Source organism: Cytobacillus sp. FSL R7-0696, assembly GCF_038006865.1.
Classification (GTDB): domain Bacteria; phylum Bacillota; class Bacilli; order Bacillales; family Cytobacillaceae; genus Cytobacillus; species Cytobacillus kochii.
In genome coordinates, this window is record NZ_JBBOWA010000001.1 from 2,158,065 (window position 1) to 2,181,254 (window position 23,190).

The window sequence follows — 23,190 nt, forward strand, 5'->3', positions numbered from 1 at the left end:
TGCATTATATTAGTAAAGCTATAATCATTGAGCGTGAGATGTATGTACAGTTTTAATCACTCTTCTGCTATAAAATATTCTCGTAAATATTCTACCCATAGATGATGACCTTGTTCATTCGGGTAGTAATCTTCCTCCAAGTACTCTCGTATGAATGGATCATTAGTATTTGGCCATGCTTCCCAATGGACGAGATATGTTAAATGATTTTCCTCAGCAAAGGCTTTAAGTGCCTTGACTTGCTCGTTATATTTTTGTGGAAAATAAAATGGGTTAGCTGGCTGAAATATAACAGTCGTTGAGGGTTCACTTCTTCTAAAGCTTCTAGCCACTTCTCAATGTGATGTATCGGTGCTTCTACATCCTCTTACCAATTATTATCCCTCTTTAAGAAGGGTTTTAATAAGACAAGGTCAGGTCCAAATTTGCTTACATCTGCGATATCAAATTCACCTGAAATACCATCAAAAGGAACAATCTCGACTGTTATTGTCTTTTGATAGGCTTGATTTATTTCTTGTTCTAATTGATTTGTCCAACTTTTATCTTCCTCGATCGTTGATGGTGATCCAAATCAAGGTTTTTATTAAAGTAGTTTAGAGTTCTTTCGCCTATTTGGTATAGTAGAAAGCTAACGTTATTTGATTTGACTATAAATATTTTAGAAAAGATGAAAAATTTACTGGAAGAGGTATCTAACATTTCTCTATGTTGACCTGTAACGCAAACAACAGTATTCAAATTTTCTCGTGATTTTAATTCCTTTACAAGGGGATACATTTTAATAGCCTCTGGTCTTATTCTGAATACAACCATGACTTCCTCCTCAAATAATATAATAAATAACTAAGCCAGCAAAAATATTTGGCCAATAAAAACTTGATAGCTGCTTTTTAGTGATACTTTGTCTATGAATTATTGCATTAGATATTCCCATATCAGCAAATGCTTGTGAAACAACTATAAACAATCATGATCCTACCCATTAAACCTAAAGCTGATGGTCCTAATATCCTACGATTAGTGGAAAATAGGAGTAAATCATGATCCGGAAACCAATAAATTAATTCTTGAATCTTTGGCTCTTGGTAAAAGGATGCGACAAAAGGAGAGATTAAGAACAAGAGGGTTCATTTAAACAGTTTTTTTGGAGATAGAAGATTTAGACGTTAAGCATGTAATTTTTCATAATGTAACACAAAAAATTATATCTAATTTATATTCTTACAGAGGATGGTACTTGTATCAGAGATTATATTCATGTAATGGATTTAGCATCTGCTCACTATTTAGCTTTAGAATATTTAAGAAAAGATAACACAAGTGATATTTTTAATCTAGGTAATGGTAGTGGCTACTCAGTTAAAGAAGTAATTGAGGTAGCAAGAAAGGTGACTAATCATCCGATTCCTGCGGAAGTAAAAGAGAGAAGAGCGGGAGATCCAGCTGTACTAATTGCTTCATCGGAAAAAGCAAGAAAGGTATTAGGATGGAAACCACAATTTAATTCATTAGAAAAAATTATCTCTGATGCATGGAATTGGCATAAGAGTCACCCCAATGGTTATTCAAGCAATTAAATATCTGTGTGAATAAAAATTACCCGCTGGCTCTAATGGCTCGGCGGGCTTATTTGTGTTGTTTACTGTTTCCTGAAAATGCACTCCTCAATATCACTTTTCCTGTAAAAAAATGATACTCGCCTCAATGTCTAAATGAACCCGTTTAATTTGAATGAATTGCTCTATTAATACACGTTTACATAACTATCGAGTATTTTGTAATTGGTTTATTATATACAGCAAGCCTTCCCAAACTTAGAAGTAACTATTGTCGTCTCATTACAGTTGGATACTTACTAACATCTCTGGTATAAAGAAATTTAATATGCCATATTTCTTTCCCCCTGTTTGCAACAATAGCTCCTACAGTGCCATATATCCCTGTGAAATTAAGTTTGGAGTTACATATAAGTTTATATAGTTACACCGGCACCTCCACCCCCAACAAAGGAGGATACTGCTGACACCCAAATATATCTCCTTCACCTGGACTACCGCTCGGGGCGGTTCTGCTGATTGTAAATTTAATGGCGTAGGCAGGGTCAAACTCTACTAAATCAGTGATGCGATCTTTGTTGATATGGAAGAGTGCGGCAATGCTTTCTTTGTTTATGACACCGCTTTTTTTGACTAAATCATAGTTTTCTGGTTCTCGAAAAATAATGTCAAATGTGATGCGATCGGTTCCTGCGTTTTTACTTCGAATGGTCTTGGCTAATTCAGCTAAGGGTTTTGTGTTCATGTTATACTCACTCCTCCTCATTACACTTTAATGGTTTCTTGGATTGTTTCAATGTTTAGTTCGAAAAGGGACATAGGGTCTTTAACTGGTAACGTATGATTAATGGTCCATGAATAAGAAGCGGTGGAAGGAAGGACCTCGTCTACAATAAATGCAGCTGTACCAGCCGTTCCCTTTACTTCTGGTAAGCGTGCGTAGAAGATTTGTCTTGTGCCCATGAGTGTAATCGCTTCGGCTAGTTCTTTTGTGTCTGCGATCCCTTCGACTACAATGCCGAGTTCATGTGATTGAATATCTCGAATAGGTTCCATTTCACCCATCACCCCATTTTTGCCGAATATACGGTAGTTCAGATGATAGTTTGTAGTTGGGAATTCTTCTTTTACTTGTTCTTTGCTTAACTGTATGACTTTATCAATATGTTGAATGGTATAGGGGTCACGAACTCCTGCTATGCCAATATATTTTTCACCGACTTTACCAGAGCCTTCTATTTTTATTTTTGTGTCTCCCTGAATAGGTATATATTTTTGCCCTGTAATTCGTGTTGTTTTTTCATCATATTGTTCGTACTTGCAATGGGTCATGTCAAGCATACCCCCGGCAAAGTATTCAAAATAAGGATTTGACCTCTCATACATTGCATGGCCCGCAACGCTAGCAATGGTACATTTTTGATGCGGTGCCATTGCAGTGACCTTTACATCATTATGTGTAATCGTACCAATTACACTTTCTTTCGCCCCGTAAGGTTCTGCACAAAATGAGGCACATTCGAGAACTTTACCTAAATAATAGGCATGTTCCTCTGGGAATCCTTCAAAAATAGCTGGCGCTGCGAAAACAGCGCAATCGCTTGAGCGGCCACCAATAATAACATCTGCCCCCATTTCTAAAGCCTTTACATAAGGGTGGATGCCTGCTACTGCTACCGCCCTAGTTGTTTTCTCAACATCTACTTTTGTTAAATCCTCTCGATTATCTAAACCTTCAATTCTAGTACCTTCTTTGATTCTGTCAGCTAAATATACAGTGTCTACATCAGAGTAGAAATAGGCAATCTTGAAAGGTGGAAGTTGGTGTTCCTTTGCTAAATCCTTTATGATCTCTACATATAAATCTACTCTGCTTTTCGTACCGCAATCACCCGCAGAACCGACAATCATTGGTACATTTTGTTCACGTGAGGCGAGCAACATTAGTTCAAGATCATGCTTTTGCCATTGGTACATACTTACTGACCGGTCTGCACCTAAAGCTGCAGCTCCAATATCGTCGCTTCCTGAATCGCAACAATAATAATCAGGTTTTGTAGCAGCTGCAATATGAAAGCTCTCCTCTTTTGTTGGGGCAAATCCTAAATGTCCATTTGGACTAACAATTCTTAATTGTTCTTTTGTCATAAAAATTCCTCCTTGCGCAAAATTGTTATAACCACTTAATACAATATAATACACTGATAAAATTATTTGTCAATTCAGAATATAATCAACAAATAAAAAAAGCCAACAAAAAAGTTGGCTAGGGAGGTTTCACAGTTTTCTTTTTATAAAAAAGCGATATTGGTCACCGCGATAGTAGGCTTCCCTATATTCTAAAGGATAAGCATCTTTATACATGATAGAAGTTACTTGGAAAATGGGCCAACCTTCTTCAATTTGCATTGTAGATGCAAGTTCCTTATTTGCTGTATGAGCTTCAAATGTTTGTTCTAAGTGAGTCGGCTGATATGTATTTGTTAACTGATAGAGATCCAATGTTGAAAAAGGTTTACCTTGTTTTTCCATTGCTTGTGCATTTGGCATGATGGTTTGACCGACAGGTATAGAAAAATAACTATTATAATAGACCATTGGTTGCTCATCACCGTATCCGATGAGTTGAAGATTACTTACATAATCGGTCGGTTGAAGATTAAGTATTTTAGCCATTTGGACAGAACTGAGTACTTGTTTGTTTGCTAATATTTTGGTTGAAGCAATAACCCCTTGTTGCTCTAACATTTGTTGAAAACTATTGATTTGCTCTAAAGGTTGTTGTAACTTGGTTTTTCGTGAAATAAAAGTGCCCACTCCATGTGTTCTATAAAGAATACCTTGGTCTTCCAATTGTTTAATAGCTTGACGAATGGTAATGCGGCTTACAGCAAAAAGTTCGCAAAGTTCCCTTTCGGAAGGGAGTTTTTTACCGGCCTGCCAAGTTTCTTCATTTACTTTTTCCTGAATAAGCTGTGCAACTTGTTCGTAGAGTGGTGTAGAACTATGACGATTAAGCATTTTTAACACCTTCCTGATCCAACTTAGTTTATGTGATTATAACATCTAAAGGGAAATAACTACCATATTTTAATAAGATTTAGAAACTTCTGAATACTTATTGAAAAAATAAAAATACCTGCTATAATATCAAATAAATTGATATAACCACTTATGACAAATTGGGGAAAGAGGGATGTTGATGCCTGCTGCTTTATGGATACTATTAGCATTATTAGTCTTTGTAGCTGTATTTTTTGTGGTTTTTAAGCGACCTATGTATGAAATAATGGCTCTTACCTTTGTTTTTATCATTGCGATTACAGGACAGTGGAATAAGTTTTTAGAGTATTTATTGTATCCTTCCACAAGTAGTTTATTTTATGTGATCTTTGCTTTTATGGTCATTGCTGTACTTTTCGATGCAACAAATGTTGTTAATAGAATTGTGCAGATTATAATTTCCTTAGTTGGAAGATTTAGAGGAGGAGCAGGCTATGTTGCCTTATTAGGGAGTACATTTATGGCATCATTGTCGGGGACAGGTCCAGGTAATGTTGCAACAACCGGTGTATTTACGATTCCGATGATGAAAAGGACAGGGTTTCCTCCGCATTTTGCAGCAACAACAGAGATGTCAGCAAGTATGTTAGGTAATATTATCCCTCCAGCAGGAATTATTGTTTTGACATATGGTGTGCTTGAAAAAGTCTCCCCTGGTAGTATCACATTAAGTGGTTGGATGGTGGCAGCATACAGTATAGGTGTTTGGTTCTTTGTCCAAAGATGGTTAACGTTGTATGTGCTTTGTCGCGTTTATAAAGTACAGCCGATTCCTGCTACAGAAATTCCTTCATTCAAAAAAAGTTTAAAGTCGGGTTGGGCTACTTTATTCATTCCAATCATCATATTCCTCCCTCTTTTCTTAGATGCACAGGCAAAAGATTGGTTATTAGGTAGACTTGGGGAAAGTGGTAGTGGGGCCTATTCTAGTTCGGTATTAATGTTTACCCCTGGTTTAGCTGGAGCTTATGCTGTTTTTATCGGTAGAAAGTCGTTTGCTAAAAGAAAAGAATTTCTATCAAAAATGTTGTCAACTTTTTCAGGCTCACTTCAACAAGTAGTACCTATTGCGGTTACCATTTATTTTGCTTATGCTACTTCACAGGCTTTCTCTGGAATTGGTGCAGAAAAAGCAATCGAAGAATGGTTTGTTTCATTAGGTTTAAGCATTACGCTCCTTATTATTATTATTCCAATTTTCTTTATGGCTCTTGGGATGGTATTACCTGGAACTGCGCAAGTAGCTATTCTTGGTGGTGCTGTAATTGCAGCCGCCAGTGCACTTGGAGGCGACCCTATTCTATTTGCAGCATTATTACCAGCTATGACAGGTGCGCTTGAGGGAATGACCCCTCCACTCGCATTAGGCATGTACGTGGCGATGGGGATAGCAAACTCTGATTTTACAAAAACGGTCAAACTCTCAATAATATGGGTTATTCTTCATTTAATATTGTGTATGATCTTACTAACTGGCATACTACCAATCTTAGGGTTATAGGGGTGTTGATATGAGTCTATTTAAAAAGATATATGGAATGCTTGCATTGATTACATTAACTTTGGGGTTCATTGTGGCAATCCTTTTTCTAATAGCTATTGTTATGGGTGGGAATCAGGGAGAATTAATAGCCATTTTTGCTGGTGAAGTGATGAATTGGTGTATTAAGTTAGTGGCGATAGCAGTATTGTTCGGCATTATTGATATATATATACGAAAAGAACACTCATTAACGATGAAGAGTGAAGGGAAGAAGGAGGAGGAAAAGTTATATATGTGAGGTTTATGGATAATAAGCCTATTAGCAGAGCCAACAAACCATAGGAGATTTTGTCTTTCTTACCTTGATAGTGTAGTAGGAAAGGAATGTTCAAGAATATTTTACAAAAGGCTGCCAACCGGCAGCCTCTTTCATTTTATTCTCCGCAACTGGTATTGTGATGTTTAGATGTTTACCGTAATTCTCTTTACAACTTTCACTTTTTTTGTTGCTGAAGCTGTGCTTAGTTGTATTAGTTATTAGTTATAAAAATGGGAGCTGTGTTTGACAAATTTTTTCCTTATTTCCCGAGAAATGATTAATGATGTCGGAATTTGTTTAGAATTTATTGGCTATTTAGAACATAATATGAGAAATAGTACTTGAAAAGAAGTCATATGGATAGTCCAAAAAATTCTTTAAATCCAGATTTCCCCTCGGTAGTTATAACAATTTCCCTCGAGTTTTCTCTAGATTCTAACCACCCCAATTCGATATATCTTTCAAATAGACCATTCCCTAAAGCGCCGCCTAAATGGTGTGTACGTTCACTCCAGTCCAGACAAGCATGGCAGAAGGAGCGGCGTTTTCTAGATAGAGCAATTAAATCTATTCCTAATTCTTTGAAAAAGTGCTCGCCTTTTGTTGTTATGATAAACCTCTTATTGGATTTCTCAATATATCCTTCTTCTTGCATGATATTGGTTAATGTCACACTCAGACGTCCAGCTAAATGGTCGTAACAAGTTCGGGCGTTTTCTAATCTTTTTAGTTGGCTTGATTGTTTTAAAGAGCGAACTTCAGGTGGAGGGGAGATGGACATAAATATTTCTAGTGTGTTGGCCACTTCCTCGTTTGCTAAGCGGAAATAGCGAAATCGGCCATTTTTTTCACTGATCACGAGATTGTTTTCTATTAGTTTGGCAAGATGAAAGCTGGCTGTCTGGGGTTTAATGGTGGCCATATAGGCTAGTTCGCTTGCTGTATGGAATTTTCCATCCATTAAAGCTGCCAGTATCGTGGCTCTAGATTTTTCAGCAAGTAGGGCTGTTAGTGCCGTAATATTCGGATGTATACTCATTTTTTCACACCTCTGTATTCCATACTTCGATAAGTATCGTATGATATAGGTTTTATAATAATACGAAGAAAACCTATTTACAAGGTAGGTGGGGGTATTGTTTGGGAGGATAATATACATGAAGAAATTCAACTTTTTTACTTTAATTATGTTGACTACAGCACTAATGGGTTCATCTTTTGCGATAGGGAAAATAGGGTTAGGTTACTCATCCCCTTTGTTATTGGCAGGTTTACGCTTTTTTCTAGCTGGTTTAATCATGATGGTGATTGTGTTGATACAGAAGAGAGAGCACCCTCGTAGCATGAAAAATTGGGGGAGAGTGCTATTAATAGGTTCTTTTCAAACAGCTGGGGTCATGGGATGCATATTTATCAGTTTAAGAACGATAACAGCAAGTGAATCTTCTATTTTAACTTTTATGAATCCGCTATTAGTCATTGTTTTTGGCACTATTTTATTGGGTCACCGTTATAAATGGTATCAGTGGAGTGGTGTTGTCTTAGGTTTCGTAGGCGTAGGAATTACATTAGGGGGCATTAATGATTTTAGGGTTGGTCTAGTGTTTGGCGCTTTTTCTGCTGTTTTTTGGGCTATTTCTACTTTATTAGTTAATCGCTGGAGTGGGCGTTTCGATACGTGGGTGCTTTCTGCTTATCAGATGTTGTTTGGTGGCGGCATTCTCCTATTTTTTAGTAGCGTATTTGAAGAACCATACTTTCATGTGACGAAGCATTCAGTGCTTATTTTGGTATGGCTAAGTATCATGTCCTCTATTGTGCAATTTGCGGTTTGGTATTTCCTTTTACAAAAAGGCAATCCAGGGAGGACGAGTTCCTATTTATTTTTAGCACCATTCTTTGGTGTTTTGACTGGATACGTCTTGCTTGATGAACCTATTTCTTTTTCACTTTTAGTTGGGGGTTCATTTATTTTATTAGGCATTTATCTGGTAAATAATAGCTTCAAAAAAGAAGTTGTAGGCGAAACTTCTTTCGTACAAAATAAAACAAAAAGTGGATAATAGATAAACAAAAAGGCCGCCATCCCGAGGCGACCTTTATTCACTCATTCTCTGCAACTATACCCTGAAATATCACTACTTCCAAATGCACCATACCGGCCAGATGGCCAAAATATGCCTTGTGTTTGCCCGTTTGCGTCGTGCCCTGTAATATGCATTAATAGGATTTGCCCATCCGTTAGTTGGATGATGCTCCATTTGTTTACACAGGCGGAACCTTTGCTTTGTAGAATGTTTTTGGCGGTTTGTGGATTTTTTAGTAGAGAGTGATATTTGTTGACGGTATAGTGTGATGGTGGTGCGGGTAAGGCAGGTGCTGTTGATCCTTCCTCACCAGCGTTTTCACCTGATTGTCCGTTGCCATTTGTCCCACTACTGCCTTCTGATTGCCCGTTTTGTCCGTTTGACTCGTTCGGTTGCGGGATAAGTTCGGTTAGATCCTCTAAGCTTGGCATACCGCCATTTGATCCAGACCCTCCCTGTCCAGGGAGGATGTCTTGTAAGTTTGGTAAACCTCCACCATTACTGTTGGATCCGTTTTGTCCTGGTAATAATTCTTGTAAGTTTGGCATGCCGCTTCCATTTCCATTTTGTCCTGGTAGGAAATCAGCTGGATTGGGTATACTACCACCATTATTTTGTCCGGGCATAAAGTCCCCTAAGTTTGGCATACCGCCGCCGTTATTTGGTGAGCCTTGGCCAGGCATGAAATCATCTAAGTTTGGTGCACCTCCTGATGGGGGCCCATCTCCTCCTATAAAGCCGCCAGCGCCAGGAAATCCTCCCGGTAAGCCGCGAACGTTATGGGTATAGCTCTGAGGTTGATAATAAGGTTGTGGCCCGAATGGACCGTAATAAAAATACATACTGTGCCTCCTCATGCAAATCTCCGTATAGTGTCTTCATAATTTATGATGAAATCACCCAATTGTGCTTCGCCAAATAAAAAAATTTTCTATTATAGTCATACAAATCATATATTTTCCTTGGATGGTATTCTTTTGAGCATTTATTTTATACAAAGGATGCGTTATTCGTGGATAGAAGTTTAAAAACGGGGTGGTAATAGCGAAAACCACTTTATATTCTGAGTAACGGATTCTTCAAAAAGAAAATAAGGTCCCAAAAGGAGAGAAAAATGGCAGGCAAGTAAAAAACACGACCAGCCCTTAATGTTAAAGGGATGGTCGCATGTTGTATCTTATTGACAATAAGGGTGCCACGGCATATATGCACACCAAGGTGGTTTTCCACCAGGTGTTCCGCCGCCTGGATTAGGCATCCCGCCACCGCCGCCAGGTGCACCGCCTCCCGGTTGTCCGGTTGGTCCTCCAGGTGTTCCGCCACCGCCGCCTGCACCACCAGTAACTTCAGGTGGTGGGGTAAATCCAAGTGGTGTTAACCCAGTTAGTTCTGCGCGATTAATCCTCATAAATTCTGGCACATGACTACCAGGGCGATAGACATTTAACGTCACCACTCCTGTAGCTGCATCAAAACCTAATAATTGAGCAACAACCCATCCAAGCCCGGTGATGTGCACTCGAATATATTGATTTTGAAATTGATTAAGATTCTGAGTGGCTTCACCTGGTGACCAAAGAGTGGGTTGTGTTCTATACACATGATAATAATTATATGGATACATACCTAATCTCTCCATTCCATTTTTCTTCAGCATAGTGTATGCCTAGATAGCTAGCATGGTGAAGGGAGATTTTGTAAGGATAAATTATCAGAAAACATTGACAAATAAAACAAGTCAGCTTAAACTTATGATTTATAAAGTTATAATATTATAATCTGAGGAGTATACATATATGGAAATTAATAAAGATTCACATCTCCCATTATATCGCCAAGTGGAGCAGGTGTTGGAGTATAAAATAAGTTCAGGTCAGTGGGATGAGGGTTTTCAATTGCCCACTGAACAGGAGTTGGCTACATTATTTAATATTAGTACGATAACAGTAAAGAGGGCAATTATTGAGCTGGTCAATAAAGGCTTTTTGATGAGACAACGAGGGAAAGGGACATTTGTTTTAGGAAAAAGAAAAGAACAAGATATTAATCAATTAATCTCGTTAACAACTGACCAATCGGAATCGCACCCCCATGAATTGTTACACTTTGCTATAGAGATTGCTTCTAGTGAAATGGTTGAGAAGATGAAGTTGAACCATGGCAATCAGGTGGTAAGAATTGAACGTTTAAAGCTTGTTGATGGTGAACCGATATCGCTGGAATATACATATTTACCATATGTTCATTGTCATGGAATAACAAGTGAAGATATTAATAATGATTTAATTTACAACATGCTACGCCATAAGTTTCATATCAATTTAGGAAAAGCTAAGCTTTTTATAAAGCCTTATATAGCTACAGGTAAACAAGCAGAGGTATTAGGTATTTCTGAGAATACAGCCGTATTTGAGTGGGAACGATTTACATACTCTAAGGAAAAGGAAATCGTGGAATACTCAATGTTTTATGTGAGACCGGACAAAGAAACTTATTTTACAGAAGTTGATTTTAATTAATGGAGAGAGACGTTTGCTTGTTTCTTCTCCTTTACCCTATAAAAGTTATAATATCATATTATTATATTTTTATTATTAAATTACTGAATATTTAAAATTAAAAATCTATTATAGGTAATTAGGCAATCTAATTATAAATGAAGTCAATCTAATGATGGGGGTATGGAAGTGATGAAGAAATGGATGGTTATCGTAATCGTTGGACTGTTACTTTTGGTTGCAGGATGTGGTGGTTCGACTGAGTCAAGTGGTGAGGAGAAACAACAGACACTTGTATTAGCTGCATATGGTGGTAGCTATGAACAAAAGATGAAGGAAGTGTTGATTCCTAAATTTGAAAAGGAAAATAATGTGAAAGTGACTTACATTACAGGTAGCTCTGTTGATACGCTATCCAAAATTCAGGCACAAAAGGATAATCCACAAATTGATGTTGTTTTTCTTGATGATGGACCACAGGCACAAGCAAAATCATTCGGGTTATTAGCTCCTTTAGATGAAGAGATCGTTACGAATTTAGCTCATTTATATGATATTGCTAAGGACAAAGATAATATTGGGGTTGGGTTTGGATTTATTACTACAGGTCTTGCATATAACAAAAAGTATTTTGATGAAAATGGCTGGGAACCCCCAACTTCATGGAATGATTTAGCTGATCCTAAGTATAAAGGCAAGTTAGTATTGCCTTCAATTGCGAATACTTATGGCGTTCACACATTATTAATGGCTTCACTTGCCAATGGCGGAAGTATAGAAGACATGGAGCCAGGTTTTGAGAAGATGAAAGAAATCGCGCAAAACACTATTACTTTTGACAAAACAGCCGATGTTTCTAATTACTTCTTACAAGGGCAAGCGGTAGCAAGTGCCTGGGGGAGTAGTCGTGTCCTAACATTACAAGATTCGGGTTTTCCAATTGAATATGTTACCCCGGAAGAAGGGGCGCCAGCCTTAATGGCAACTGTTAGTGTTGTGAAAGATGCCCCAAATCAAGAGTTAGCACAGAAGTTTGTTAATTTCGTTTTAGATGAGGATGCGCAGCAATTATTTGCAGCTGAGTTATTCGATGGCCCAGCTAATAAAGAAGTTGAGTTAGATGAAGAGGTAGCAAGTAAAGTCGTGTACGGCGAAGAAGAGATTGCTAAGCTCATTAAAGTTGATTGGGAAGTAGTGAATAGTAAGCGTGCTGAATGGACAGAGCGTGCGAATAAAGAAATTGAAGTATCACATTAAGGAGGTGAATCAATTATGGGTTACTTGCGGATAAACAATTTAGTGAAAACATTCAATCGTACAGAAGTAGTGAAGGATCTAACCTTAGAAATTAGTAAGGGGGAGTTAATTTCTTTTCTTGGTCCATCTGGATGTGGGAAAACAACGACATTAAATATGATTGCTGGCTTTCTGGATGTCGATGGAGGACGAATAGAGGTAGATGGACAAGCCGTTCATCTGCTTCCTGCTAACAAAAGAGAAATGGGGATGGTATTTCAGAATTATGCGTTATTCCCACATATGACTGTGTTTGACAATATTGCATATGGGCTCAAATTGAGAAAAGTATCAAAGGTAGAAGCAAAAAAAAGAGTGTTAGAAGCATTAGACATGGTTCGGTTAGCTGGCTATGAGAAAAGGTATCCAAAGGAATTATCAGGTGGGCAACAGCAACGGGTATCATTAGCGCGCGCATTAGTAATCAAGCCAAAAGTTTTGTTGCTTGATGAACCTTTAAGTAATCTGGATGCGAAGCTAAGACAAGAAATGCGTGAAGAGATAGTGGATATTCAAAAGCAAGTAGGTATCACGACTATTTTTGTTACACATGACCAAGAAGAGGCCTTAGCCATATCTGATCGGATTGCCGTGATGTATGAAGGGCGAATTGAACAAGTCGATGATCCAATAACCATCTATAATCAACCTAAAACGGACTTTGTCTCTCAATTTATTGGAGAAGTTAATAAAATACAAGGCGTAGTAGTAGGCGGGGAGAATGGGAATGAAAGTAGAGTTAATTTCTATGGAGATGAACAGTTACTTCCTTTCCAACTCCGAACGAATGAGAAACTTGATTTTTTTGTTCGACCAGAAAAAATTGTCATTACTCAAAAACATGAGGGAGAGGGATTTCAATCGATCGTAATGAAGAAAATGTTCTTAGGTGCTAAAACAAGGTATTTCCTTAAAGTAGAAGATAAAGATTTAATTGCAGACATTCCGAATACAGCTTTAAATCCACACTCAATTATAGAAGGCAGTAAAGTGCAAACCTTCTGGCAAGCAGAGGATATCCTGCCTTCTAGGAATGTGAGGTGAGGAAATGGAGTTAAATACACGCGTAGATAATGAAATCTTCCTTATGCAAAAGAAAAAGAACTTTAAAAAACGGAGAGATACATGGTTATTGCTCATTCCTACACTAGCTATCTTTCTTTTCTTTTTCTTGCTCCCCTTGTTCTTTTTATTTGTTACTAGCTTTAAAACGTTTGATGCTGGTACTGGGATTGGCAATCAGTGGACGCTAGCGAATTATATTCAATTTTTGTCTGATCCTTTTTATATAAGTGTGCTTTGGCGAACAATAAAAATTGGTTTTATTACGACAATCATTACAATTATTATTTCTTATCCTGTTGCCTACCAAATAACGAAGGCCAAGCCTCGGATGAAAAATTATTTAACATTGCTGGTTCTGTCTCCTTTGTTAATTAGTATGGTTATTCGTTGTTATGGTTGGGTCATCTTACTATCGAATAATGGGGTGATTAATCAAACCCTAATGACAACGGGATTGATTAATGAACCGGCTCCCTTACTTTATAGTGAATTTAGTGTAATTGTCGGAATGGTACATGTGCTGTTTCCTTATATGGTGTTAAGTATTATGGGGGCTTTAGAGAGAATTGATCCTTCTATTATTCGCGCTTCAAAAAACTTAGGGGCAAGTAACTTGAGAACGTTTGTGTCGATTGTATTGCCATTAACTTTACCCGGCATTTTCGCAGGCTCGGTAATGGTCTTTAGTTTAAGCGTTAGTTCCTTCGTTACTCCATCTATTCTAGGGGGACCACAAGTGAAAGTGATGTCCTATATTACTTATGAACAGGTGGCTGTTATGATGAACTGGCCTTATGGTGGAGCGATTGGCTTCTTATTGATCTTAGTTGCTACCATCACCATCCTTATATACAGTAAAGTCCTTAGCAAATCGGAAAAAGGGGTGGCGATCCAATGAAGAAAAAGTTACCGAGCATATTACTAAGTCTTTCTTGTTTAATAGTGTATTTATTCTTATTGGCACCCATTGTCGTCGTTTTATTATCATCTTTAACCACGACAGAATATATCGTTTTTCCACCTGAAGGCGTTACTTTGAGATGGTATATAGAGTTAATCGAACATCCGGAATTTATCGATTCCTTCATCTTAAGTATCAGTGTAGCTTTTGGCACAGCAATCATTGCAACAATCATTGGTACCATGTCTGCTTTAGCAGTTGTTCGAAGGGAGTTTAAGGGGAAAAATGCGATTGTACAATTAATTGGTTCACCCTTACTTATACCTTCAGTTGTCTTTGGTGTGGCGCTATTACAATTTTACTCATGGATTGGACTAGCAACAAGCCCACTGTCATTAATCCTTGGACATATTATATTAACTGTTCCATTTGTAATGAGATTAGTTGTTGCTAGTTTAGTAGGGTTTGACCGAGTGATTGAACAGGCTGCAATGAATCTAGGCGCCAGTTCTATTCGAGTGTTTTTTGAAATCACTTTACCGGTGATTAAGTCCGGGGTTATTGCGGGAGCCATCTTTGCATTCATTACATCGTTTGACGACTTAACCGTAGCCCTCTTTATCGTAAGTACGGATGTAGTGACATTACCGGTACGAATCTATACGTATATGCAATATCAATATGATCCCATTATCGCCTCGGTGTCTAGCATCATGATCATTATGACGGTCGTTCTAATGATTATAATTGAGCGGGTGATGGGAGTAGGGAAAATATTCTCTTCTAAAAATTAGAGAGGTGAAAGTCGTGCATATAAAAGAGCATCCAATATTAGGTGAGCAATTGAACAAACCCATTACTATTTATTTGAATGAGCAACCTCTTGAAGCCTATGATAACCAATCGATTGCTGGTGCATTAATGGCCAATAATGTGAAGAAGCTAGGGCAAAGTAGGAAGCTCGTTCAAGCAAGGGGAATGTTTTGTTCAAAGGGTAGATGTTGTAGTTGTTATATGACTGTGGACGGAGAAGATCACGTGAAAACCTGTATGAGGAAAGTAAGAGATGGGATGAAAATAAGTGAAGGGCTAGAAGACCCCGAATTAAGGAGAGATATTGATGAAGGCTGACGTATTAATTATTGGAGCTGGTCCCGCCGGTTTAACGGCAGCCTATGAAGTAGCCAAGACAGGTCTATGTGTTCTAATCATCGATGAACATCAACAAGCAGGCGGGCAATTATGGCAACAAAGCCAAATATTAGCTTTACCCGATATATTCCCAAACATGAGAGGTTTTGAGCTTGCTCAATTTTTAGTGGAACGGTTAGAAGGACTGGCAGTGGAGTGGTTGTTAGGTCATCGTGTCATTGGTGTATATGAAGATGGACAGATTGGTGTGACAAATGATAAAGATGTTTTCCCGGTATTTGCTGAAAAAATCATCATCGCAACAGGGGCAGCTGAAAATGCGATACCTTTTCCTAAATGGACCTTACCAGGTGTGATGACGATAGGAGCAGCACAAAGTGTAGTGAATCGGGATCGAGTAAAACCAGGATCTTCAGCAGTGATTTATGGTGATAACTCCTTTGCCAGCGATGTTTGTGAACTTCTGCTTAGTGTAGAAGTAAATATCGTCGCTATAGTAAAACAAAACAAACAGTTAGGAAACTCCACTTTCGGGGATATGAATATACCGTTGTATGAAAATAGCTCAATTATTGAGGCTAGAGGCAATGGGAAGCTAGAAGAAATTGACATACAAACTCCTCATGGGATGATCACCTTAAAGCCTGACATCGTTCTAATAGATGGGGGACAATCTCCTATATTAGATATCGTGTATCAATTGGACTGTGCTCTTAGATATCAAGCAGAACTCGGGGGCTGGCTTCCTGTTTACAATCATCAACTTCAAACAAGTAAGGATCATGTATATGTCACAGGAAATGCAGCTGGAGTCAGTAATCATTCCGCTCTTATTCTAACGGGAATGTTAGCGGCTGCTAGCGTGTGTGAAGCGCTTCAATCATTACCGCCAGAAGAAACTGAAGTAGTAAGGAATTCGCTATATAGTAAGTTAGAGAATGAAGAAGAGAGCGATACATTTTCAGCAAGAAAAGAGCATATTAAACAATTTTCCACACCACAATTAAAAGATCAATTTATTTCTTAGATTATTAAAATTGAAGATAAGAAGGGGATTGAATGGATAAGTCAGTAATTGTCTGCAGATGTGAAGAAATAAGCTATGAAGAAATAGAAGAAGTAATCACTCAGGGCGGAAGAACATTCGATGATATTAAAAGAATAACCCGTTGTGGAATGGGTGCATGTCAGTCAAAAATATGCAGTAAATTAGTAGCTGAAGTGATACACAAGCAAACAGGGTTGTCGATGGAACAAATTTATCCACCTCGTTTTCGGATGCCCATTTCGCCTGTCAGTTTGGAGGCATTAGCGACAGATAGCCAACAGTTTTCTACAGTCAAGTCTGTACTTGATGAAATAGAGCTGACAGATGGGAAGGTGAAGTGATGAACACTCAATTCGATACAATTGTGATAGGTGGAGGAGTCGTGGGTAGCGGGATTGCCTATCATCTTTCAGAAAGAAGCCAAGAAAGTATATTAGTCATTGATCGAAAATACCCTTTAGCAGGTACTTCTGGCTCTACTCAGGCATGGGTATGGGTGCATAATAAAACACCTTCATGGTATGCAGAATTGAATTATTATAGTGCTGAGTTATATCCTTATCTATCGAAAAAAATTGGTGATGTCGAATATAAACGAACAGGCGGACTATCACCATTTTTTCATGAAAAGGATAGAGTGAAGGCAATGAAACTAGCAGAAGCATATAAAGAAATTGGCATAGATATTAAAGTATTATCAAAAGAAGAGGTATTGGAAAAAGAGCCATTCATGAATCCGGATGTCGAAGGAGCCACCTATAGCTCCATAGATGGAAATGTAAATCCTTTTCGACTCATAGATATGTATATGAGAGCAGCTAAAAGAAAAGGAGTGCAATACTCAACATATAACCCTGTTCATGGCCTTCAGAAAATCAATGGCGGGTTTATCGTAGCTACAACGAAGGACACTTATCGATGTAAAAGGCTTATTCTAGCTGGGGGAACATGGTCCAGAGAATTGGGGAAAATGATTGATGTTCATATTCCAATGAATCAAGTAAGAGGACAAATTTTAGTTTCTGAACCGCTTAAACCTTTTCTGAATCATACAGTGAGCGGTCTTAGACAAGCAAATAATGGTGAGGTTTTGATGGGGTATTCCATGGAAAATAAAGGGTTTAATCGCTCCACCACACTTAATGTAATGCAAGAAACAGCCAATATGGCCATCCGTTATGTGCCAGCCATTAAAAAAGCAAAAATTGTTCGTGCTTTCTCTGGCATACGTGCCATGCCGGAAGATGGATTTCCTATCATTGGTGCCGTGCCTAATATTGAGAACTTATATGTAGCAGCTACCCACAGTGGTGTAACCCTATCACCGCTTATAGGCACATTAATTACGGAGTTAATAATTGATAAGGAAACCTCAATTCCGATTGAGAGGTATGGGATTAGTCGGTTTGCCTGAAGAGAAGAAACGGAACAACAACGGTTATTTTTGCGCAATCAAAGTTGTAATTACCATATTTCTCCTGATTCCCTAAGGCGTTTTTCCTTTTTGCATATGATGTGTGAAATATATTTAATTTCTTGCTTCTTAACCTTACGGAAAATAATTGTTTCTAGTCGAATGCTTATCTTATTTCCCGGAAAATGATTGGAAATGTAGAATTTTGTTGAAGAGAGGAGGGAGACGCGACTAAATAGGGGGAATGTGATTGAGGTAGTCGCGCAAATCGCAATATTCCTCTTAAAATATAATGAAATGATTCTTAATCAATGGATTTTCTTACGTAATATTTCCCCGGCGCAGGCTGTTAGGAAAGTAACCACGTTTCTCTTGCTAATCCATAGCCACTAGCAGGTTCTAATTTGGATATATATAGGGAGTCAGTGTTCGTGAAGCTGAGACTTGGGAGCAATTAACGGTTATTTTTCAATATTGTTTATTTCCTTAAAGAAATGTGGTGAGATAGTAAATCGATCTTGCCACATGGTATCTCAAAATGTCCTTTTCTCTGTGCCATTATCTATACTTGATCGTTATAATATGAGCCATCTTCTGCACCCCCTTTTTTATTCTTTACCGGAAGGAGTCAAAATTTCCCCCACTTCTCCAATCATATTATGATGAAATTTCGGCTAACTGATCGCGTACTCCCCTTTAGACGACCAGTATGTCTCACAGCTTTCATCAAGGTGAAAAAACAGTTCATTCCTTATAATTTCCTTCAATACAATAAAGTATATGTTTTATACACCGGGATAAAATGAATGACCACTCGGTGAGGCGTAAATAATAAAAGGATGAGTTTAACCAAGATTTGCTCCCTTTTCGTTTGCTTTTTCCTCTTTTTCGTTCATTATGAAGGTACCACTTCTAGAAATCCGTCATAATAAATAGGTTCAGAAGGAGAAGAGTGTATATGTCATTAATTTTTGAAGGTTTTGGGAAGGTCGTTAGCAATACAGTTGTCTTGCCTTCTATACAATTGACCATTGAAAAAAAAGATGTGGTTGCGATTCAAGCAGACATGGAATATATGCATGCATTTTTATCCTTAATGGAGGAAGATAGAAGTTATATGACAAATGAAATCCGTCTCTCAGACGGTGTTCTCCGTGGGGTGGAGGATTTATTCTTTTACCGGACGAATATGGGCGAATATAAACGGTTAACCCCCGAGCAAACGATTCGTTTTTGGTGTGACTTGTATGGTGTAAGAGTAGATATAGAGAGGATTTTAGCGCTTGCTGAATTAAATGAAGTCCGTAATAAGAAAAACAAAGGACTAACATTCTCAGAGAAAAAACGATTACAATTTGCACGCAGTTTGATTCAACCTACGACCATTTATATTTTTCAAGAACCTACTTATCACATTGATCTCCAATCGAAGCAGGTATTGAATCGTATTCTTAATGAATTGTTGAAAAAGGATAGTTTCATTATTATTCTTACCTCTTCTTTAGAAGAGAGCATTCGTATAGGGACAAAAGTATTCCGTTTGACCGATAGAGGACTACAGCGGCTTGAATATAATGAGGAAGCCGAAGAAGAAGTAGAGGAAAAAGAGGCTAGTGACACAGAAGACGAAACGATATACCAACAAAGATTCGAGAAAATATCAGCTAAATCAGACGATAAATTTATTCTATTTGACCCATTAGAGATTGATTTTGTGGAAACGAGAGATAGACAAACGATTCTCCATGTAAATAATGAAGAGTTTATATCAACTGTTTCAATGAAGGACATTGAAACGAGATTACATATTTACGGTTTTTTTCGCTGTCATCGCTCTTACTTAGTTAATTTGCAGCGTGTTAGGGAAGTTGTGGTATGGAGTAAGAATAGTTATAGCCTCACATTGGAAAATGAAAAGACGGTTCCTTTATCCAAATCACGATATGGGGAGTTAAAAGAACTGTTGAACTGGTAAAAGGGGTGATTTGCATGAATGTACAGCAAATTAAGGTCTTAATGATAAGGGAACTAAAAGATTTGCGCTTTAATGGGCAAGTATTATTACTCTTTTTCACTGCCTTCGCGATGATTTTTTTCATTTATGTATTAAATAATTTGACCATCACCTTTTCAAATGAACAGATTACCTTTTTCAAAGGCATGACTTCACTACTTAGTTTTATTAGTATTTTGGTGACAATGTATACACAAGGGAACTTAATGGTTGAAGAAAAAGAGCAGGGGACAGGCATATTATATCGTTTGATGAAGATAAGGCGAATAAATATTTTCTTAGCTAAATCCATCGTTACCTATAGTATATCTTATCTTTTGTTCACTATTGGTATGATTATTTATGGTTATAGTTTAGCGCAAATACTGATGGCCAGTGTATTTACCATCCCATTTTTCTGTATGTGGCTTTTAATAGGGACTGCTATCGCTGAATATGCAAAAAATACAATTGATGTAAGTTTATATGGATGGCCAATTATGATTGTTTATTTCTTAATAGAAGGATTGGTTTATTCTTCGCTCCTGAATAAGTTAACCATTCTTTTTCCCAATTATCACATCGAACGTGGTCTTACTCTGATTGAAAATGAGGACTTTACCTCTGGATTGAAGTTTATGATTGTGCCATTCATTTGGGGTGGCATTGCTTTGCTCTTTCTCATAAAGAGAAGGCAAAAAAAGGTCTCCATTGAGGCATAAATCGTCTCCACTCGGAATGAATTTCCCTCCTTTCATGCAGAAGTTGCTGATATAGAAGGGATTATCCTTCATACTAAAAGTAGGCAAACATGAGAGGGGAGAAAATATGCAAGACATACAAGAATTCTATTTAAATTTAATGCCAGCACTAGAAGATAATTTATTTCTACAGTTACTGAGTATTTTTGTTTTATCGCTCATCCCGTTTTTTGAATCATACGGTGCCATTCCATTTGGGTTTCTTTTAGGATTTCCTGGAGTCCCTGTTATTTTAGTAGCGATATTAGGTAACTGGGTATCAGTCATGGCTTTTATATGGGTCATCAATGCGCTGAGGTCAAAGTTGATGAAAGGAAAGGAAAAGGAGAAAGAACCAAGTAAACGCATGATGAAAGCAAAGAAATATTTTGAAAAGTATGGTGTACCTGGCGTTTCTTTAGCAGGACTTCTATGGGGATTTCATATTTCGGCAGCAATCGGATTAGCAGGAGGGGCAAGAAAAAGCTATGTCAGTTTATGGGCAACCATTGCTATCATAGCACAGGCACTTGTTATTGGAATTTTAATCATGTCTGGTATTAATTTGTTCTCCTAAAATGAAATACTTCCACTTACTATTACAAATACTTTTATCAGTATGCTTTGTATTATGGTCAATCATCTTACTAAATACGATGATCATGAATTTTTGTAAGGAGTGTTGATGTGTTTAAAAAAAGAGAGACCCGTTTTGTAGAAATATTGAAAGAAAGTTACTCATCAGGGCTGCTTTCTATCCTCGTTGATCGTGAAACCGGGGTCCATTATGTTCATACATGGGCAAGTACAGGCGGAAGTGGACTTACACCGTTGTTAGATGAAAACGGGAAGGTTGTTGTAAAGAAACCAGAGTAATCTCTTATGCGAAAAAAGAGTTAGAAACAGTCGTTTCTAACTCTTTCATTTAAATATTTATTTCCATTTCTAATAGGGCACTACTGATACTTTTTCCGTGAGCATCCCATGCGATGGAAGTCGTCACACCACCGAGGAGGGCATTTGTGCAAACGAAATTAAAAGCATGTAAGTTGGGCAGGTCATATCTGATTACTTCGCCCTTGATGATTGCTTGTAAATGGTCTTTCACTTTCTCACTTGTCACCTGTTCGGCGATAGAAGCGTAATCTTTTTCGTTATAGGGGATGAGGGAGAAGTTCAATGTATCCCCTTTATCCCCTGTTCGACTATGTGCAATGTGCAATAATTTAACTGTTGCCATCTTATCACTCCATTATTTCAGTATGAATTGTTATTGCTGAGCGATCAATAAAGGTAGAAACGATTCCTATCACTTCTTCTGTTTTTTTCCGTGCCCCGCCCCCTCCAGCAGGTCCGTTTGTATAGAGTGCTTCAACTTCATGTCCAATCATTTTGGCTGTCTGCTCTTCTTTACATAAAGCGGCAGCTCTCACAGTGACTTCGTAAGGTGTTGTGTGAGTATAAGTTGTATGATGGAGAGCCGTTAAGCCGATTAGGTCTGTTCGTAATTGAGGTACATTGGCACGTAATCTCTCGTTTATCACCCATTCTGCCAGTTTGGCGCGATTGACGGCAGTTGATCCGGCATAGGAAATCATACCTTCTCCAAGATAACCTGCATGGTAACCAATAGATACTTTCAGTGTATCTGGTTTTCTTTTACCTGTAGCTCCCCAAACAAGCACTTCGTTTGGCTTTATTTCTTCCATTTGTGCTGTACTAAAATTCGCAATACAATCAGGGGTATAGTACTGACTTGGGTCATGCACCTCATAAAGTAATTGCTCTTTTACTGTTTGAGTATTGACGACACCACCACTATTAGGGAGTTTTGTAATTATCGCCTTGCCATCTTCAGCTACGATGGCGAAGGGGAATCCAAGATCTGCTAGGTTATTTACTTCTTTCAGGCCAGGATCAGCAAAATATCCACCTGTCACTTGTCCAGCACATTCAAGTAAATGTCCAATTAAAGTGCCTTGCCCCATCAAGTCAAAGTCATCTTGATTCCATTGAAAGTGATGGATGAGTGGCGCTAAAAAAAGGGAAGGGTCAGCCACTCTACCTGTAATAATCACATCTACATCTGCTTCTAAAGCAGGTAAGATCGCTTCAATGCCAAGGTAGGCATTAGCCGAAACAATGGGTTCAAATGTCATTAAATTTTCTCCGTCTTCTGTTTCGAACTGATGAAAGTTTAAATCGTTTAAGACATCGTCGCCTGAAACAGCTGCAACTTTACATGTAAGGTTTAAATCTCGAGCCATTTGTAAAATAGTCTTTGCTGCGGCAATTGGATTAGCCGCCCCCATATTTGTGATAAGTTTGACTTTATTTTTTAAAAGAGAAGGGAGTAGTGGGCGAACTCTGTCTTCGAGATATTCGTTATACCCTTTGTTGGCATCCTTCTGTTTCTGTTTTTGAGATAGCGCAATGGTTCGTTCTGCTAATCCTTCCAGTACTAGGTAGTCAAGTTGTGCATTTTCTATTAAAGAGATGGCAGGATCAATACGGTCACCCGCGAATCCTGCTCCTGATCCAATTCGAAGCAAGTCGAACACTCCTTTTCATA

The 23,190-nt window shown here is 38.0% G+C and carries 26 protein-coding genes and 2 pseudogenes; 17 read left to right on the forward strand and 11 right to left on the reverse strand.

The window, feature by feature from the left end:
* Positions 1-56: 56 nt before the first annotated feature.
* From MKX29_RS11125 to MKX29_RS24495, 3 genes and pseudogenes are all read right to left on the reverse strand, one after another.
* Complete coding sequence (locus tag MKX29_RS11125) at positions 57-332, reverse strand: SGNH/GDSL hydrolase family protein (protein ID WP_251162264.1); 276 nt, start codon at positions 330-332, stop codon at positions 57-59.
* Between the two features lie 361 nt (positions 333-693).
* Positions 694-816: pseudogene (locus tag MKX29_RS11130) on the reverse strand (UDP-N-acetylglucosamine 2-epimerase (non-hydrolyzing)); the annotation flags it as partial.
* A 10-nt stretch (positions 817-826) separates the two neighbouring features.
* The gene (locus tag MKX29_RS24495) at positions 827-970 is read right to left on the reverse strand and encodes an oligosaccharide flippase family protein (RefSeq protein WP_373370928.1); all 144 of its coding nucleotides are present in this window, start codon (positions 968-970) and stop codon (positions 827-829) included.
* 256 nt (positions 971-1,226) lie between these two features.
* Between MKX29_RS24495 and MKX29_RS11135 the strand changes: the two are divergent.
* Positions 1,227-1,580, forward strand: a pseudogene (locus MKX29_RS11135) (GDP-mannose 4,6-dehydratase); the annotation flags it as partial.
* Between the two features lie 403 nt (positions 1,581-1,983).
* Here the strand turns inward: MKX29_RS11135 and MKX29_RS11140 are convergent.
* The 3 genes from MKX29_RS11140 to MKX29_RS11150 all read right to left on the reverse strand — a co-directional run bounded on the left by MKX29_RS11140 (position 1,984) and on the right by MKX29_RS11150 (position 4,580).
* On the reverse strand, positions 1,984-2,304 hold the full coding sequence (locus MKX29_RS11140) for a DUF4387 domain-containing protein (protein WP_341105520.1): 321 nt from the start codon (positions 2,302-2,304) through the stop codon (positions 1,984-1,986).
* A gap of 20 nt (positions 2,305-2,324) precedes the next feature.
* A complete protein-coding gene (locus MKX29_RS11145) occupies positions 2,325-3,707 on the reverse strand; it encodes an acyclic terpene utilization AtuA family protein (protein ID WP_095371667.1) in 1,383 nt (460 codons plus the stop codon).
* A gap of 129 nt (positions 3,708-3,836) precedes the next feature.
* Positions 3,837-4,580, reverse strand: coding sequence for a GntR family transcriptional regulator (locus MKX29_RS11150; protein WP_341105521.1), 744 nt, complete (start codon positions 4,578-4,580; stop codon positions 3,837-3,839).
* A 181-nt stretch (positions 4,581-4,761) separates the two neighbouring features.
* Here MKX29_RS11150 and MKX29_RS11155 point away from each other — a divergent pair, with 181 nt between their 5' ends.
* Both MKX29_RS11155 and MKX29_RS11160 read left to right on the forward strand, forming a co-directional pair.
* Entirely contained in the window at positions 4,762-6,123 is a 1,362-nt protein-coding gene (locus MKX29_RS11155) for a TRAP transporter large permease subunit (RefSeq protein ID WP_341105522.1), read from the forward strand.
* Positions 6,124-6,133: 10 nt separating this feature from the next.
* Positions 6,134-6,403, forward strand: coding sequence for a hypothetical protein (locus tag MKX29_RS11160; RefSeq protein ID WP_251162261.1), 270 nt, complete (start codon positions 6,134-6,136; stop codon positions 6,401-6,403).
* A 373-nt stretch (positions 6,404-6,776) separates the two neighbouring features.
* Here the strand turns inward: MKX29_RS11160 and MKX29_RS11165 are convergent, their stop codons facing one another.
* A complete protein-coding gene (locus MKX29_RS11165; protein WP_341105525.1) occupies positions 6,777-7,463 on the reverse strand; it encodes an ArsR/SmtB family transcription factor in 687 nt (228 codons plus the stop codon).
* A gap of 118 nt (positions 7,464-7,581) precedes the next feature.
* On the opposite strand from MKX29_RS11165, the gene MKX29_RS11170 reads away from it, so the two are divergent.
* Complete coding sequence (locus tag MKX29_RS11170; RefSeq protein WP_341105527.1) at positions 7,582-8,487, forward strand: DMT family transporter; 906 nt, start codon at positions 7,582-7,584, stop codon at positions 8,485-8,487.
* Positions 8,488-8,531: 44 nt separating this feature from the next.
* On the opposite strand, the gene MKX29_RS11175 is transcribed toward MKX29_RS11170, so the two are convergent.
* Together MKX29_RS11175 and MKX29_RS11180 are read right to left on the reverse strand one after the other, a co-directional pair.
* The gene (locus MKX29_RS11175) at positions 8,532-9,353 is read right to left on the reverse strand and encodes a hypothetical protein (RefSeq protein WP_341105529.1); all 822 of its coding nucleotides are present in this window, start codon (positions 9,351-9,353) and stop codon (positions 8,532-8,534) included.
* A gap of 335 nt (positions 9,354-9,688) precedes the next feature.
* Positions 9,689-10,135 carry a hypothetical protein gene (locus MKX29_RS11180; protein WP_341098047.1) on the reverse strand — a complete coding sequence of 149 codons (447 nt, stop codon included), beginning with the start codon at positions 10,133-10,135 and terminating at the stop codon, positions 9,689-9,691.
* 172 nt (positions 10,136-10,307) lie between these two features.
* Here MKX29_RS11180 and MKX29_RS11185 point away from each other — a divergent pair, with 172 nt between their 5' ends.
* From MKX29_RS11185 to MKX29_RS11245, 13 genes are all read left to right on the forward strand, one after another.
* Positions 10,308-11,030, forward strand: a complete 723-nt coding sequence (locus MKX29_RS11185; RefSeq protein ID WP_341105531.1) for a GntR family transcriptional regulator — start codon at positions 10,308-10,310, stop codon at positions 11,028-11,030.
* Positions 11,031-11,201: 171 nt separating this feature from the next.
* Entirely contained in the window at positions 11,202-12,266 is a 1,065-nt protein-coding gene (locus MKX29_RS11190) for an ABC transporter substrate-binding protein (protein ID WP_251162487.1), read from the forward strand.
* A 15-nt stretch (positions 12,267-12,281) separates the two neighbouring features.
* Positions 12,282-13,349 carry an ABC transporter ATP-binding protein gene (locus MKX29_RS11195; RefSeq protein WP_224936671.1) on the forward strand — a complete coding sequence of 356 codons (1,068 nt, stop codon included), beginning with the start codon at positions 12,282-12,284 and terminating at the stop codon, positions 13,347-13,349.
* A 4-nt stretch (positions 13,350-13,353) separates the two neighbouring features.
* On the forward strand, positions 13,354-14,268 hold the full coding sequence (locus tag MKX29_RS11200; protein WP_341105533.1) for an ABC transporter permease: 915 nt from the start codon (positions 13,354-13,356) through the stop codon (positions 14,266-14,268).
* Entirely contained in the window at positions 14,265-15,065 is an 801-nt protein-coding gene (locus MKX29_RS11205; RefSeq protein ID WP_224936669.1) for an ABC transporter permease, read from the forward strand. The genes MKX29_RS11200 and MKX29_RS11205 overlap by 4 nt, the downstream gene beginning before the upstream one ends.
* Before the next feature lie 13 nt (positions 15,066-15,078).
* Positions 15,079-15,402 carry a (2Fe-2S)-binding protein gene (locus MKX29_RS11210; protein WP_224936668.1) on the forward strand — a complete coding sequence of 108 codons (324 nt, stop codon included), beginning with the start codon at positions 15,079-15,081 and terminating at the stop codon, positions 15,400-15,402.
* Complete coding sequence (locus MKX29_RS11215; protein WP_341105535.1) at positions 15,392-16,450, forward strand: NAD(P)/FAD-dependent oxidoreductase; 1,059 nt, start codon at positions 15,392-15,394, stop codon at positions 16,448-16,450. Before MKX29_RS11210 ends, MKX29_RS11215 begins: the two co-directional genes overlap by 11 nt.
* Positions 16,451-16,482: 32 nt before the next feature.
* A complete protein-coding gene (locus MKX29_RS11220; protein WP_251162254.1) occupies positions 16,483-16,812 on the forward strand; it encodes a (2Fe-2S)-binding protein in 330 nt (109 codons plus the stop codon).
* Positions 16,812-17,885 (forward strand): NAD(P)/FAD-dependent oxidoreductase, encoded by a 1,074-nt coding sequence (locus MKX29_RS11225; RefSeq protein WP_341105538.1) that lies wholly within the window; start codon positions 16,812-16,814, stop codon positions 17,883-17,885. The genes MKX29_RS11220 and MKX29_RS11225 overlap by 1 nt, the downstream gene beginning before the upstream one ends.
* A 958-nt stretch (positions 17,886-18,843) precedes the next feature.
* On the forward strand, positions 18,844-19,860 hold the full coding sequence (locus MKX29_RS11230) for a LytTR family transcriptional regulator DNA-binding domain-containing protein (RefSeq protein ID WP_341105539.1): 1,017 nt from the start codon (positions 18,844-18,846) through the stop codon (positions 19,858-19,860).
* A 14-nt stretch (positions 19,861-19,874) separates the two neighbouring features.
* Positions 19,875-20,600 (forward strand): hypothetical protein, encoded by a 726-nt coding sequence (locus MKX29_RS11235; protein WP_341105541.1) that lies wholly within the window; start codon positions 19,875-19,877, stop codon positions 20,598-20,600.
* A 106-nt stretch (positions 20,601-20,706) separates the two neighbouring features.
* Positions 20,707-21,195 (forward strand): small multi-drug export protein, encoded by a 489-nt coding sequence (locus MKX29_RS11240; RefSeq protein WP_224936662.1) that lies wholly within the window; start codon positions 20,707-20,709, stop codon positions 21,193-21,195.
* A 110-nt stretch (positions 21,196-21,305) separates the two neighbouring features.
* Entirely contained in the window at positions 21,306-21,494 is a 189-nt protein-coding gene (locus tag MKX29_RS11245) for a DUF6440 family protein (protein ID WP_095371690.1), read from the forward strand.
* 49 nt (positions 21,495-21,543) lie between these two features.
* Here MKX29_RS11245 and MKX29_RS11250 read toward each other — a convergent pair whose 3' ends face one another.
* Positions 21,544-21,858 (reverse strand): AtuA-related protein, encoded by a 315-nt coding sequence (locus MKX29_RS11250; protein WP_095371691.1) that lies wholly within the window; start codon positions 21,856-21,858, stop codon positions 21,544-21,546.
* Positions 21,859-21,862: 4 nt separating this feature from the next.
* Entirely contained in the window at positions 21,863-23,179 is a 1,317-nt protein-coding gene (locus tag MKX29_RS11255; protein WP_404292776.1) for an acyclic terpene utilization AtuA family protein, read from the reverse strand.
* Positions 23,180-23,190: the final 11 nt, after the last annotated feature.

What these genes read in the sequence shown, in the direction of transcription:
- MKX29_RS11140 (WP_341105520.1), bottom strand. Translation starts at nt 2,304, where the DNA reads ATGAACACAAAACCCTTAGCTGAATTAGCCAAGACCATTCGAAGTAAA.
- MKX29_RS11145 (WP_095371667.1), bottom strand. Translation starts at nt 3,707, where the DNA reads ATGACAAAAGAACAATTAAGAATTGTTAGTCCAAATGGACATTTAGGA.
- MKX29_RS11150 (WP_341105521.1), bottom strand. Translation starts at nt 4,580, where the DNA reads ATGCTTAATCGTCATAGTTCTACACCACTCTACGAACAAGTTGCACAG.
- MKX29_RS11155 (WP_341105522.1), top strand. Translation starts at nt 4,762, where the DNA reads ATGCCTGCTGCTTTATGGATACTATTAGCATTATTAGTCTTTGTAGCT.
- MKX29_RS11160 (WP_251162261.1), top strand. Translation starts at nt 6,134, where the DNA reads ATGAGTCTATTTAAAAAGATATATGGAATGCTTGCATTGATTACATTA.
- MKX29_RS11165 (WP_341105525.1), bottom strand. Translation starts at nt 7,463, where the DNA reads ATGAGTATACATCCGAATATTACGGCACTAACAGCCCTACTTGCTGAA.
- MKX29_RS11170 (WP_341105527.1), top strand. Translation starts at nt 7,582, where the DNA reads ATGAAGAAATTCAACTTTTTTACTTTAATTATGTTGACTACAGCACTA.
- MKX29_RS11175 (WP_341105529.1), bottom strand. Translation starts at nt 9,353, where the DNA reads ATGTATTTTTATTACGGTCCATTCGGGCCACAACCTTATTATCAACCT.
- MKX29_RS11180 (WP_341098047.1), bottom strand. Translation starts at nt 10,135, where the DNA reads ATGTATCCATATAATTATTATCATGTGTATAGAACACAACCCACTCTT.
- MKX29_RS11185 (WP_341105531.1), top strand. Translation starts at nt 10,308, where the DNA reads ATGGAAATTAATAAAGATTCACATCTCCCATTATATCGCCAAGTGGAG.
- MKX29_RS11190 (WP_251162487.1), top strand. Translation starts at nt 11,202, where the DNA reads ATGAAGAAATGGATGGTTATCGTAATCGTTGGACTGTTACTTTTGGTT.
- MKX29_RS11195 (WP_224936671.1), top strand. Translation starts at nt 12,282, where the DNA reads ATGGGTTACTTGCGGATAAACAATTTAGTGAAAACATTCAATCGTACA.
- MKX29_RS11200 (WP_341105533.1), top strand. Translation starts at nt 13,354, where the DNA reads ATGGAGTTAAATACACGCGTAGATAATGAAATCTTCCTTATGCAAAAG.
- MKX29_RS11205 (WP_224936669.1), top strand. Translation starts at nt 14,265, where the DNA reads ATGAAGAAAAAGTTACCGAGCATATTACTAAGTCTTTCTTGTTTAATA.
- MKX29_RS11215 (WP_341105535.1), top strand. Translation starts at nt 15,392, where the DNA reads ATGAAGGCTGACGTATTAATTATTGGAGCTGGTCCCGCCGGTTTAACG.
- MKX29_RS11220 (WP_251162254.1), top strand. Translation starts at nt 16,483, where the DNA reads ATGGATAAGTCAGTAATTGTCTGCAGATGTGAAGAAATAAGCTATGAA.
- MKX29_RS11225 (WP_341105538.1), top strand. Translation starts at nt 16,812, where the DNA reads ATGAACACTCAATTCGATACAATTGTGATAGGTGGAGGAGTCGTGGGT.
- MKX29_RS11230 (WP_341105539.1), top strand. Translation starts at nt 18,844, where the DNA reads ATGTCATTAATTTTTGAAGGTTTTGGGAAGGTCGTTAGCAATACAGTT.
- MKX29_RS11235 (WP_341105541.1), top strand. Translation starts at nt 19,875, where the DNA reads ATGAATGTACAGCAAATTAAGGTCTTAATGATAAGGGAACTAAAAGAT.
- MKX29_RS11240 (WP_224936662.1), top strand. Translation starts at nt 20,707, where the DNA reads ATGCAAGACATACAAGAATTCTATTTAAATTTAATGCCAGCACTAGAA.
- MKX29_RS11250 (WP_095371691.1), bottom strand. Translation starts at nt 21,858, where the DNA reads ATGGCAACAGTTAAATTATTGCACATTGCACATAGTCGAACAGGGGAT.